Below are 13,446 nucleotides of genomic sequence, written 5' to 3'. Positions count from 1 at the left end.
GAAGGGCCGGTGCCTGCCGCTCAGAGGGCCTGCTTGCGCGTGAGGTGGTTGAAGGCCAGCCAGCCCGGCAGCACGGGCAGCCACAGCGTCAGCAGGCGGAACAGCAGGACCGCCGGTGCCGCGACCTCCTTCGGCAGCCCGACGGCGATCAGACCGACGGTCAGGGTCGCCTCGACCGCGCCCACACCGCCCGGGGTCGGCGCCGCGGACCCCAGGGCGTTGCCCGCGAGGAACACGACGGCGACGCTGGCGAGGCTGATCGATGTGGACTCGTCGCCGAACGCCCGGATCGACGCGTCCAGGCACATCACGAAGCAGGCGGTCAGCAGCAGCATGCCGCCGATGCCGGTGACCAGCTTCTGCGGCCGCTGGAGCACGTCCAGCATGCGCGGCACGACTCCCGCGAACAGCGACCTCACGCGTGTGACGACGAACTTGCGCAGGAACGGCACCGAGGTCACCACGAGCACCAGCACCGCCACCGTCAGCAGACCCGCGATGACCGTCCGGGACGGCGACAGCGACGGCGTCTTCTCGGTGCCGGTCAGATAGCCGAAGGACAGCAGCATCAGGATGTGACAGCCGAGCCCGAACAGCTGCGACGCTCCCACGCTCGCCACCGCGAGCCCCGGCCGCACTCCCGCGCGCTGGAGGAAGCGCGTGTTGAGGGCGACACCGCCCACCGCCGCCGGGGCGACGATCTTCACGAACGACCCGGCGACCTGCGCCGCCACGGTCCGCACGAACGGCACCCGCTCGGGCACGAACCCCAGCAGGGCCATCGCAGCCGCGATGTAACTGCCCATCGAGAACAGCACGGCCGCGGCGACCCAGCCCCACTCGGCGTTCGCGATGAGCGGCCCGAACTCGATGTGTGTGAGCTGCGTCAGCAGGAAGTACGCGCCGATCGCGCCGGCCATGAAACTGATCAGCGTGCGCGGCCGCACCCGCTCCAGCCGGGCCGGCTCGACGGGTGCCTGCGGCCTGATCCGCAGCACTTCGTGCCGGATCTGGGTGAGCAGGTCCTCCTCGCGGGCTTCCTCCAGGGCTTCGTCGATGGCCCGCTTCTCGGCCCGCTGTTCCGCCCGTACGGCCTTCTTGTCGGGCTTCTCCAGGACCGGCACGGCCTCGTCCGAGGCGTCCTCCAGGCGCGCCTGCTTGGCCTGACGGGAAGCCTCCAGGACTGCCTCGCGCTCGCGCTGTGCCCGCTCCCGGGCCAGCTTGCGCAGCGTCGCGCGCGTGGAGCGGCTGAGCGCGATGGGCTGGAGCATCGGCAGGCAGTCCGCCACCGCGTCGGGGCCGAGCACCTCCACCGCCGAGGCGACCGCCCGCTCGGCGCCCACCCGGAGGCCGAGGGTCACCAGCAGCTGGGACGTGTCCATGCGCAGCAGCAGGTCGCCGGCCGCGATCTCGCCGACGCGCAGGTCGGTGAGGATCACCAAGCCGGAACGATCCACCAGAATCGCGTCGCCGACCAGCCTGCGGTGCGCGATGCGCCGGGACTGGAGCGCCTTCACCTGGTGCCAGGTGTCGCTCAGCAGGTCGTCGGTGATCTCCTCGTCCGGCAGCGAGTCCAGGGTGCGGCCGCCGCTGTGCTCGTAGACGAGCATCACCGCGTCGGGACCCAGCTCGGAGGTGGCGATCAGCTTGGGCGCGTTGGCACCGGCCGCGATCGCCGCGTACGCCAGCAGCGCCTCCTGCTCGAGGGCCTGGCGCAGCGACTGGAGGCTGCTGCGGGTGGCGAAGCCGCGCAGGGTCAGGTTGCGCCACGCGCGGTAGAAGAAGCCCTGGGCCTGCTGCTCCCGGTCGACCACCGTCACGTCCAGCGGCGGGCCGTCCTCCAGCGTGACGAAGTAGCGGCGCCCCCGGTCGCCGGCGTCCGGGTTGTCCGAGATGTCCTCGCGGGACGCGCTGACCGGGCGGAAGCCGACGGTCCGCAGGCCCGCCATCAGGGTCTGCCCGGTGGGCCGGACGTTGGGCGAGCCGACCGCGTAGAGCGTGCCGTAGGCCACGGTCCAGCCGATCAGCACGGTCAGGATGATCGAGAACGGTGTCGTGTACCCGGTGACGAGCATCGAGAAGGCGTCGAGGAGCAGCACGACCCACAGCACCGTGCGCCATCTGGGGCGGCGGGACATGCCGACGGCCGTCATGTACGCGATGACCGGCGCCAGATAGCCGTGCACGGGGTCGGTCAGCGCGTGGATGTCGCCGGGGGAGGGCTGGGTGAGCGCCTCCTGGATCGAGTCGGGGGCGGCGCGGGCGACCCACAGGTCGGTGGCGAGGGTCACTCCGTGGGCGAGGACGGCCGCGAGCACGCCGTCGGCGATTCTGAGCCCGTCCCGCTTGATCAGCCGCTCGATGGCGAAGGCGACCGGCACCAGCAGGATCGCGATGCTGGAGGCCAGTCCCGCGATCTTGATGAGCAGGTCGGGCGCCTGGCCCGTGCCCTTGTTGATGTCCTGTTCGAGGCCCGAGGTGGTGCCGTGCGCGAACGCGGCGATCCCGATCAGCAGTGCGACGGCGAGCACGCCGACCAGGAGCCGCATCAGGTCGGACGGGCGGTGCACGCGCGCGGGGAGCAGCGGTTCGTCACCCTCCACCTCGTCGATGTGCACGGTCTCATCGTCCCCGGCGGAGGCCGGGGCCTTCTTGCGGAACCTCCCCGAGACCGTCGGCGCCTTCTCGCCGGACTCCTCCGCGGCCGTCCCGGCCTGCTCACCGGCCGGTCCCGGACCGTGGTCCACGGTGCCCGGGCGCGACGAAGCGTCAGAGGGCCCCTCCGGGTCCTCGGGGTGCGCACCCTGCTGCTTCATCGTCTCTTCTTGGTCTCGTATCACCGGTCACCGCCCGCACGATGGTGGCATGCCACACCGACACACGGGGGCATCAGGGTGCACATGCGGGGGCGGACAGTCTGCCCGAAGCGCTCCCGCCGGGCGAGGCAAACGCTCCGGAGCACACCCGTCCCGTTGTCGGTGGGGTGGGGCAGGATGGGACGGATGAGCGAGGAGAGTCTTCGGCAGGACGCCGGCGCGCAGGACGCCCGCACGGGGTACGGCGACACCCGTGCGGAGCCCGGGGAAGCGCTGCCCGTGTACGCCGAGCGGGTCCTGGACGTCGCCGAACTGATCCCGCCGGGCCGCGTCATGACATACGGGGACGTCGCCGAGTGGCTGGAGGAGGGCGGTCCGCGGCAGGTCGGCCGGGTGATGGCGCTCTACGGCGGAGCCGTTGCGTGGTGGCGCGTCGTCCGCGCGGACGGCGTCCTGCTGCCGGGCCACGAGCAGCGGGCGCTCGGCCACTACCGCGCGGAGGGCACGCCCCTGAAGGAGGCGAGCCGGGCCGCCGAGGGGCACCTGCCGCGCCTCGACATGAGACGGGCGCGCTGGGACGGCGGTGAACGCGCGGAGGGTCACACCTGACAGCTTCCGGCATCGGGCGCCCTCCCGTGTGACCCGTGATCCGGACGGGGGAATCGGGGCACTTCGCTGAGATGACGTACGTTCGTGAGATGAGGGACATGAGTGCCGCAAGCGCCTTGGGTGCTGTGAGGGCCTCCGGTGACCGGCGGGAAGAAGGGGAAGCCCTGCTTCCGCCTCGCCCGTCGGCGTAACGTCGCCTGCGCGCGTCCCCGTCACCCCGCGGTCACCGCCCGCCACGCGCGGTGGCCCGCCCACCAGCACTTCCACCAGGACCGGCGAACCACGTGAGCTCCTCCTTCTCGACCAGCGGCCTGTCGCACCCCCGGGTGCAGCGGGGGAGCCGTGGCGCTTACCGACTGGTGCGTACCCCTCCTGTCCGGCCGGGCCCCCCGCTTTTGGACGCCGCGCAGCGTTCCGTGGTTGACCACACCACCGGCCCGCTGCTCGTTCTCGCAGGTCCGGGCACCGGCAAGACCACCACGCTCGTCGAGTCCGTGGCCGAGCGCATCGCCCGGGGATCAGACCCCGACCGCGTCCTGGTGCTCACCTTCAGCCGCAGGGCGGCCGTCGAACTGCGCGACCGCATGGCCCTGCGGAGCGGCGCGGCCCACGCGCCCCAGGCGACCACCTTCCACTCGTTCTGCTACGCCCTGGTCCGCGCCCACCAGGACAGCGACCTGTTCGTGGAGCCGCTGCGGCTGCTGTCCGGCCCCGAGCAGGACGTCTCGGTCCGGGAACTGCTCGCCGGCCAGCCGGACCTGGAGCGGCTCGGGCTCGCGCACGTGCGCTGGCCGGACGAACTGCGCGCCTGCCTGACCACGCGTGGTTTCGCCGACGAGGTCCGCGCGGTCCTCGCCCGCACTCGCGAACTGGGTCTCGGCCCGGACGCCCTGGACGCCTTCGCCCGCCGCACCGGACGCCCCGACTGGCGCGCCGCCGCCGCCTTCCTCGCCGAGTACCTCGACGTGCTCGACCTCCAGGGCGTGATCGACTACGCGGAACTCGTCCACCGCGCGGTGCTCCTCGCCCGCCGGCCCGAGGTCGCCGCGCGGCTCGCCGCCCGGTACGACGCGGTCTACGTCGACGAGTACCAGGACACCGATCCCGCTCAGGTACGACTGCTGCACGCGCTGGCCGGCGGCGGCCGCACGCTCGTCGCGTTCGGTGACCCCGACCAGTCGATCTACGCGTTCCGCGGGGCGGACGTGAACGGCATCCTCGACTTCCCGCACGCCTTCCCGCGCGCGGACGGCCGCCCGGCCCCCGTCACCGTGCTGCGCACGTCCCGCCGCTCCGGCGCCGCCCTGCTGGCCGCGACCCGGCTGCTGACCCAGCGCATGCCGCTGACCCGCCTGCCCGCCGAGAAGGTGCGCGCCCACCGCGAACTCGCGCCCGTACGGGACGGTGGCCGCGTCGAGGCGTACACGTACCCGACGTCCGGGACGGAGCTGGACAACATCGCCGACATCATCCGCCGGGCGCACCTGGAGGACGGCGTGCCCTGGAGCGAGATGGCCGTCCTGGTGCGCGCCGGCTCCCGCACCATCCCGACGGTCCGCCGCGCCCTCACGGCGGCCGGCGTCCCCGTGGACGTCGACGGTGACGACGTGCCCCTGCGCCACGAACCGGCGGTGGCACCACTGCTGACGGCGCTGCGGGCGGTCGCGACGGCGGAGGCAGGGGCTGCTGAGGCGACACCTGCTGAGCCTCATGACTCCAACAGGGACCCTTCCTCCGAGGGCGCCCCACCCGCCCGGCCCGACGGCTGCTGGCTCGACACCGAGACCGCCCTCACCCTCCTCGCCTCCCCGCTGGCCGGCATGGACGCCGCCGACCTGCGCCGCCTGGGCCGGGCCCTGCGCGACGAGGAGCGGGCCGCGGGCAACCCGCTGCCGCCCCCCTCGGACGCGCTGCTCGCGCAGGCACTCGCCGAACCGGAGCGCCTCGCCGTGCACGACCCCACGTACGCGCGTGGTGCCCAGCGCCTCGGCGCGCTGCTGCGCAAGGCCCGTGAGCGGCTGGCGGGCGGCGGTACGGCCGAGGAGGCGCTGTGGGACCTGTGGGAGGGCACGCCATGGCCCACGCGGCTGGAGCGGGCGGCCCGCCGGGGCGGTGCGGCCGGGCGCAACGCGGACCGTGATCTGGACGCCGTCTGCGCGCTGTTCGCGACCGCGGCCCGTGCCGAGGAGCGCACCGGCGGCCGGGGCGCCCTCAACTTCCTGGAGGAGATCGAGGCCGAGGACATCGCCGCAGACACCCTCACCCGCCGTGCCGTACGCCCCGACGCGGTCCGCCTGATGACGGCGCACCGTTCCAAGGGCCTGGAATGGCGCCTCGTGGTCGTCGCCGGCGTCCAGGAGGGCCTGTGGCCCGATCTGCGCCGCCGCGGCTCCCTGCTGGAGGCCGACCGCATCGGCCGCGACGGACTCGCCGAACCCCTCACCCCCGGCGCGCTGCTCGCCGAGGAGCGCCGCCTGTTCTACGTGGCCGCCACACGCGCGCGGGAACGCCTCGTCGTGACCGCGGTCAAGGCCCCGGCGGACGACGGCGACCAGCCCTCCCGCTTCCTGACCGAACTCGGCGTCGAACCCAAGGACGTCACGGGACGCCCACGCCGCCCGCTGTCCGTCGCGGCACTCGTCGCCGAACTGCGCGCCACCACGGTCGACCCGCGCGTCTCCGAGGCCCTCCGGGAAGCCGCCGCCCGCCGCCTCGCCCGGCTCGCCGCCCTCGCCGACGAGGACGGCCGCCCCTTGGTGCCGTCCGCGCACCCGTACCGCTGGTGGGGCATGTTCGAGCCGACCGAGTCCAAGGTGCCGCTGCGCGACCGCGACCAGCCCGTCGTGCTCTCCGGCAGCGCCCTCGACCAGCTCGCCAACACCTGCGCCCTGCAGTGGTTCCTGGGCCGCGAGGTGAAGGCAGACGCGCCGGCGACCGCCGCCCAGGGCTTCGGCAACGTGGTGCACGTCCTCGCCGACGAGGTCGCCTCCGGGCACACCCCGGCCGACCTCTCCGTCCTCATGGAACGGCTCGACTCCGTGTGGAACGCCCTGGCCTTCGACGCGCCCTGGAAGTCCGACCAGGAGAAGGACAACGCGCGCGTGGCGCTCGAACGGTTCCTGAAGTGGCACGTCATGGACCGGACCGGCCGTACTCCGGTGGCCAGTGAGCACGACTTCGACGTCACCCTCGAAGCCGGCGACTACCAGGTGCGCATCCGCGGCCAGATGGACCGCGTGGAGGCGGACGGCGAGGGCCGTGCCTACGTGGTCGACTTCAAGACCGGCAAACAGGCGCCCACCGGCAAGGAGGTGGAGCGCCACCCGCAGCTCGCCGTCTACCAACTGGCCGTACGGGAGGGCGCCGTCGACGACGTCTTCGACGGTGTGCGCCCCGAGCCGGGCGGCGCCGAGCTCGTGCATCTGCGCCAGGGCGCCGCCCAGCGCGACGGCGGCGAGACCGTGCCCAAGGTGCAGGCCCAGGAGCCGCTGGAGGGGGAGTGGGGCGGCGAGCTGCTGGCCACCGCGGCCGGCAAGGTCCTCGACGAACGCTTCACGCCGACCGCCGGCCAGCACTGCACGCACTGCGCGTTCCGGGCCTCGTGCAGCGCCCGGCAGGAGGGCCGTCATGTCGTGGAGTGATCTATCGCACCACCTGTGATGACCTGCGCGTTTTGTGTCTCGGCAGCCGATCCGGCCGCTGCTGTCAGTGGCCGCCGCTAGCCTCTGTGACGTGCCCGCCCGTATCACTGACCCCGAGCAGCTCAAGGAGCTCCTCGGCATCCCGTTCACCCCTGAGCAGATGGCCTGCATCACCGCGCCGCCCGCCCCGCAGGTGATCGTGGCCGGAGCCGGCTCGGGCAAGACGACGGTGATGGCGGCACGCGTGCTGTGGCTGGTCGGCACCGGCCAGGTCGCCCCCGAGCAGGTGCTCGGCCTCACCTTCACCAACAAGGCCGCCGCCGAACTCGCCGAGCGCGTCCGCAAGGCGCTCGTCAAGGCCGGTGTCACCGACCCGGACGCCATCGACCCCGACAACCCGCCGGGCGAGCCGGTGATCTCCACGTACCACGCCTTCGCCGGCCGCCTGTTGACCGACCACGGCCTGCGCATCGGCCTGGAGCCCACGTCCCGGCTGCTCGCCGACGCCACCCGCTTCCAGCTCGCCGCGCGCGTGCTGCGCGAGGCCCCGGGGACCTACCCGGCACTGACCCGTTCCTTCCCGGACCTGGTCGGCGACCTCCTCGCCCTCGACGCCGAGCTCGCCGAGCACCTGGTCCGCCCGGAGGCGCTGCGCGCGTACGACGCCGAGCTGCTGCTGACCCTGCGCGGCGCCAAGCTCACCAACGGCGACCTGCGCAAGGTGCCCGAAGCGGCCGCCGCCCGCCGCGAACTGGCCGGACTGGTCACCCGCTACCGGGCCGCCAAGCGCGAGCGGGACCTGCTCGACTTCGGCGACCAGATCGCCCTGTCGGCCCGGCTCGCGAAGATCCCCGAGGTGGGCCACGCCCTGCGCGACGAGTTCCGGGTGGTCCTGCTCGACGAGTACCAGGACACCTCGGTCGCCCAACGCGTCCTCCTGGCGGGCCTGTTCGGCGAGGGCACCGGGCACCCCGTCACCGCCGTGGGCGACCCCTGCCAGGCCATCTACGGCTGGCGCGGCGCCTCCGTCGCCAACCTCGACGACTTCCCCGAGCACTTCGCCCACGCCGACGGCCGCCCCGCGACCCGGCAGGCGCTCAGCGAGAACCGCCGCAGCGGCGGCCGTCTCCTCGACCTCGCCAACGGCCTCGCGGAGCCCCTGCGCGCGCTGCACGCGGGCGTGGAGGCCCTCCGCCCGGCCCCCGGCGCCGAACGCGACGGCATGGTCCGCTGCGCCCTGCTGCGCACCCACGCCGAGGAGATCGACTGGGCCGCCGACTCCGTCGCCCACCTCGTCCGGACCGGGACGGCACCCGGCGAGATCGCCGTGCTGTGCCGTACGGCGACCGACTTCGCAGAGATCCAGGGCGCCCTGGTCGACCGGGACGTCCCGGTCGAGGTCGTCGGCCTGTCCGGGCTGCTGCACCTGCCCGAGATCGCCGACCTCGTCGCCGTCTGCGAAGTCCTCCAGGACCCCGGAGCCAACGCCTCGCTGGTCCGGCTGCTGACCGGTCCGCGCTGGCGCATCGGCCCACGCGACCTCGCCCTGCTGGGGCGGCGCGCCCGGCGCCTGGTGTCCCACGCGCGCGTGGAGGGCGACGACGACCCGGACCGCCGGCTCGCCGAGGCCGTCGAGGGGGTCGACCCGGCCGAGGTGATCTCGCTCGCGGACGCCCTCGACACCTTCCTGGAGACGCCGCTGGACGGCCACGGAGACGACGACGGCCTGCCCTTCTCGCCCGACGCGCGCGTGCGCTTCGCCCGCCTGGCCACCGAGCTGCGCGAGCTGCGCCGCTCCCTGGCCGACCCGCTGATGGACGTCCTGCACCGCGTCCTCGCCGTCACCGGCCTGGAGGTCGAGCTGTCGGCGTCCCCGCACGCCCTGGCCGCGCGCCGCCGCGAGACCCTCTCCAACTTCCTCGACGTCGCCGCCTCCTTCGCGGCCGGTGACAACGAGGCCACCCTGCTCGCCTTCCTCGGCTTCCTGCGCACCGCCGCCCAGTACGAGAAGGGCCTCGACAACGCCCTGCCCGGCGGCGAGAACACCGTCAAGGTGCTCACCGCCCACAAGTCCAAGGGCCTGGAGTGGGACGTCGTGGTGGTTCCCGGGCTGGTCACCGGCACCTTTCCCAGCAGCCAGGGCCGCGAGAAGTGGACCTCCCAGGGCAAGGTCCTGCCGCACCGGCTGCGCGGCGACGCCGACACCCTGCCCGACGTGGAGTCCTGGGACGCCAGGGGCCTGAGGGCCTTCCACGAGGCCATGAAGGAGCACCAGCACACCGAGGAACTCCGCCTCGGCTACGTCACCTTCACCCGCCCCCGCTCCCTGCTCCTCGGCTCCGGCCACTGGTGGGGACCCACTCAGAAGAAGCGCCGCGGACCGTCCGCGTTCCTCCAGGCCCTGTACGAGCACTGCGCGGCCGGTCACGGCGAGATCGAGGCCTGGGCGGACGAACCCGCCGAGGACGAGGAGAACCCGGCCCTGCACCAGGCCGCCGCCGACCAGGTGTGGCCCCTGCCCTTGGACGAGACGGCCCTGGCCCGCCGCCGCGCGGCCGCCGCGACCGTGCTGGCGCACCTGGAGGACCTGGCGTCCCACGAGGACGGGCCCCCCGCTCCCGTGCACGACCCGGACAGGGTCGACGACCCGGAGTGGCCGCCGCCCCCCGAGGACGACGAGCCCGCGTACGACGAACCGGACCCGTTCGACGACGAACCCTTCGATGACGAAACCTTCGACGACGAACCCTTCGAGGGCGACGCCGCTGAGGAAGACCCTGCCGACCGGGACGAGTGGCCGGGCGGCCGAGAAGAGCCGCCGACTGGCCGAGAGGAGTGGCCGGGCAACCAGGACGCGTGGCCGGCGGACCGCCCCACGGTCCCGCGCCAGGCGGCCCCTACGGAACCACCCGCTGCCCGCCCCCACCCGACGACGCCGGAACACTCGCAGCTCACCCCGGAGGAAGCCCGCACCGTCGCCTCCTGGGACCGCGACCTCGACGCCCTCACCGGAGAGCTCCTGCGCGCCCGCGACAGCGTCACCGAGGTTCCCCTGCCCGCATCGCTCACCGCGTCCCAGGTGCTGCGCCTGGCCGCCGACCCGGACGGCTTCGCGCAGGAACTGGCCCGCCCCATGCCCCGCCCGCCGCAGCCCGCCGCACGCCGCGGCACCCGCTTCCACGCCTGGGTCGAGGCCCGCTTCGAAGCGCTGACGCTGCCGTTCCTGGAGCCCGGGGAACTGCCCGGCAGCGATGCCGAGATCGCCGACGAACAGGACCTGGAAGCACTCAAGGACGCCTTCGAACGCACCGGGTACGCGCACCGCACGCCCTACCGGGTGGAGGCCCCCTTCCAGCTCGAGATCGCCGGCCGCGTCGTACGGGGCCGCATCGACGCCGTCTACAAGGAGGGAGACGGTCGGGAGACGACGTACGAGATCGTCGACTGGAAGACGAACCGCGCCCGCACGGCCGACCCGCTCCAGCTGGCCGTCTACCGCCTCGCCTGGGCAGAGCAGCAGGGCGTGCCGCTGGAGTCGGTCACGGCCGCGTTCCTGTACGTGCGCAGCGGCGAGGTCGTACGGCCGGACGACCTGCCGGACCGGACCGCGCTGGAGCGGCTGCTGCTCGGGGAGCCGTCCGGTCTCGGGGAGCCGTCCGGTGAGGAACCGCACTCCGAGGACGTCGGCGCGGGCCGATAGGCTCGTGACCATGAGCCAGACCCCGGACAGTGTCGTCCGTACGTACATCGCGCGGCACCGCGCCGCCTTCCTCGACGACCTCGCCGAGTGGCTGCGCATCCCGTCGGTGTCGGCCCAGCCGGACCACGCGCCCGACCTACGACGCAGCGCCGACTGGCTCGCCGCCAAGCTGAAGGAGACCGGTTTCCCGACGGTCGAGGTCTGGCCGACCCCGGGCGCGCCCGCCGTCTTCGCCGAGTGGCCCTGTGACGACCCGCGGGCGCCCACGGTGCTGGTCTACGGCCACCACGACGTGCAGCCCGCCGCCCGGGAGGACGGCTGGGACAGCGAGCCCTTCGAGCCGGCCGTCCGTGAGAACCGCCTCTACGCGCGCGGGGCGGCCGACGACAAGGGCCAGGTGTTCTTCCACACCCTCGGTGTCCGCGCCCACCTCGCCGCCACCGGCCGCACCACCCCGGCGGTGCACCTGAAGCTGCTGATCGAGGGCGAGGAGGAGTCCGGCTCGCCGCACTTCCGGGCCCTCGTCGAGCAGCATGCCGAGCGGCTCGCCGCCGACGCGGTGATCGTCTCCGACACCGGCATGTGGTCCGAGGACACCCCGACGGTGTGCACCGGCATGCGCGGCCTCGCCGAGTGCGAGATACGGCTGCACGGCCCCGACCAGGACATCCACTCCGGCTCCTTCGGCGGCGCGGTGCCCAACCCGGCGACCGCCGTGGCCCGCCTCGTCGCCGCCCTGCACGACGAGCACGCGCGTGTGGCGATCCCCGGCTTCTACGACGGCGTGATCGAACTCACGGACCGCGAGCGGGAGCTCTTCGCCGAGCTGCCCTTCGACGAGCGCCAGTGGCTGCGCGCGGCCAAGTCGTACGCCATCCAGGGGGAGGCCGGGTACACGACCCTGGAGCGCGTCTGGGCTCGCCCGACCGCGGAGGTCAATGGCATCGGCGGCGGGTACCAGGGCCCCGGCAGCAAGACCGTCGTGCCGTCCTCCGCCATGGTGAAGCTGTCCTTCCGGCTGGTGGCGGGCCAGGACCCCGGCCAGGTGGAGAAGGCCGTCCGTGCCTGGGCCGAGCAGCAGGTGCCCGCCGGGATCCGCTGCGAGATCACGTTCAGCGGGGCCACGCGCCCGTGCCTGACGCCGCTGGACCACCCGGCCCTGAAGTCGGTCGTCCGCGCCATGGGCCGGGCCTTCGAGAAGCCGGTCCGCTTCACGCGCGAGGGCGGCTCGGGACCGGCGGCGGACCTCCAGGACGTGCTCGGCACTCCGGTGCTCTTCCTCGGCATCTCCGTCCCGTCCGACGGCTGGCACGCCCCGAACGAGAAAGTGGAACTCGACCTGCTCCTCAAGGGCGTCGAGACCACCGCGTACCTGTGGGGCGACCTCGCCGAGCACTGGCGCCATGCGCCCTGACCGTCCCGCACCGTCCGGACCGGCAGCGCGCGCGAGGCACACTGGAAGGGCTGCCCCGCACCGCCCAGCGCCGCCGGACCCGGTCACCTCCCGCCGTACGTCCCGCTGATCAGCCCGCCGAACCCGACAGTCCCACCGGGGAGTTGGAAGCACCCGTGACCACCTGGACCGACCAGAACGCCGACCGACCCATCTCACTCACCGCACCGAGCGGCATCGACCGGGCCGCCCACCACCGGCTCGACGAGGCCTGGCTCGCGGCGGCGTGGAGCCACCCCTCCACGCGCTGTTTCGTGGTCTCCGGCGGCCAGGTCCTCATCGACGAGACGGCGGACGGGCGTACCGAACTCGTCATGACGCCCTCCTTCGAGGCCCCCCTCACCGAGGCCCACCGCTACTTCCTCGGCATCGACGAGGACGGCGTCAGCTACTTCGCCCTCCAGAAGGACTCCCTGCCCGGGCGCATGGATCAGTCCGCGCGGCCCGCGGGGCTGCGCGAGGCGGGCCTGCTACTGTCGGCCCGGGACGTGGGCCTGATGGTGCACGCGGTCGGCCTGGAGAACTGGCAGCGCACACACCGTTTCTGCTCGCGCTGCGGCGAGCGCACCGTCATCGCCGCGGCCGGTCACATCCGCCGCTGCCAGGCCTGCGGCGCGGAGCACTATCCGCGGACGGACCCGGCCGTGATCATGGCCGTGACCGACGAGGACGACCGCATCCTGCTCGGCCGCCAGGTGCACTGGCCCGAAGGCCGCTTCTCGACGCTCGCCGGTTTCGTCGAGCCCGGCGAGGCCGTCGAGCAGTCGGTGCGCCGCGAGGTCCACGAGGAAGTCGGCATCACCGTCGGCCAGGTCGAGTACGTCGCCAGCCAGCCCTGGCCCTTCCCGTCCAGCCTCATGCTGGGCTTCCTGGCCCGCGCCACCTCGACCGAGATCGACGTCGACGGGGACGAGATCCACGAGGCCCGCTGGTTCTCCCGCGACGAACTGCGCGCCGCTTTCGAGTCCGGCGAGGTGCTCCCGCCGTACGGCATCTCGATCGCGGCCCGGCTGATCGAGCTCTGGTACGGCAAGCCGCTGCCGACGAGAAGCGTCGCCTGACGGGTCCGCTCGCCCGGAGGCGGACTTCCTCGCCGACGGGTCGCTGCCCGAGGACACGTACGACTTCGTCAACGCGGTCGCCGTGGTCCGTCACGGGCCGTTCGGGGAGGCGGTCACCCGCCAGGGGGCACACCACGAGAAGGCGGCCCCCGAGACGCCTCGGGAA

General features: G+C 73.5%; 6 protein-coding genes. 5 read left to right on the top strand and 1 reads right to left on the bottom strand.

Going from position 1 to position 13,446, the window contains the following annotated elements; all coding sequences use genetic code 11:
• Positions 1-20 precede the first annotated feature (20 nt).
• Positions 21-2,816, bottom strand: a complete 2,796-nt coding sequence (locus tag ACFZDA_RS32440; protein WP_391088573.1) for a lysylphosphatidylglycerol synthase domain-containing protein — start codon at positions 2,814-2,816, stop codon at positions 21-23.
• Between the two features lie 186 nt (positions 2,817-3,002).
• Here ACFZDA_RS32440 and ACFZDA_RS32435 point away from each other — a divergent pair, with 186 nt between their 5' ends.
• The 5 genes from ACFZDA_RS32435 (at position 3,003) to nudC (ending at position 13,280) form a co-directional block, all read left to right on the top strand.
• Positions 3,003-3,425 (top strand): MGMT family protein, encoded by a 423-nt coding sequence (locus ACFZDA_RS32435; RefSeq protein ID WP_391088571.1) that lies wholly within the window; start codon positions 3,003-3,005, stop codon positions 3,423-3,425.
• Between the two features lie 284 nt (positions 3,426-3,709).
• Positions 3,710-7,066: a UvrD-helicase domain-containing protein gene (locus tag ACFZDA_RS32430; RefSeq protein WP_391088569.1), complete on the top strand. Its 3,357-nt coding sequence runs from the start codon at positions 3,710-3,712 to the stop codon at positions 7,064-7,066.
• Between the two features lie 91 nt (positions 7,067-7,157).
• Positions 7,158-10,766: a UvrD-helicase domain-containing protein gene (locus ACFZDA_RS32425; protein ID WP_391088568.1), complete on the top strand. Its 3,609-nt coding sequence runs from the start codon at positions 7,158-7,160 to the stop codon at positions 10,764-10,766.
• 10 nt (positions 10,767-10,776) lie between these two features.
• Positions 10,777-12,180 (top strand): dipeptidase, encoded by a 1,404-nt coding sequence (locus ACFZDA_RS32420; RefSeq protein WP_391088566.1) that lies wholly within the window; start codon positions 10,777-10,779, stop codon positions 12,178-12,180.
• 155 nt (positions 12,181-12,335) lie between these two features.
• A complete protein-coding gene (nudC, locus tag ACFZDA_RS32415; RefSeq protein WP_391088564.1) occupies positions 12,336-13,280 on the top strand; it encodes an NAD(+) diphosphatase in 945 nt (314 codons plus the stop codon).
• The last annotated feature ends 166 nt before the right edge of the window (positions 13,281-13,446 follow it).

This window comes from Streptomyces sp. NPDC007991 (assembly GCF_042958445.1).
Taxonomy (GTDB): domain Bacteria; phylum Actinomycetota; class Actinomycetes; order Streptomycetales; family Streptomycetaceae; genus Streptomyces.
Note: the sequence above shows the minus strand (reverse complement) of the source record. Positions and strands in the feature narration are given on the sequence as shown.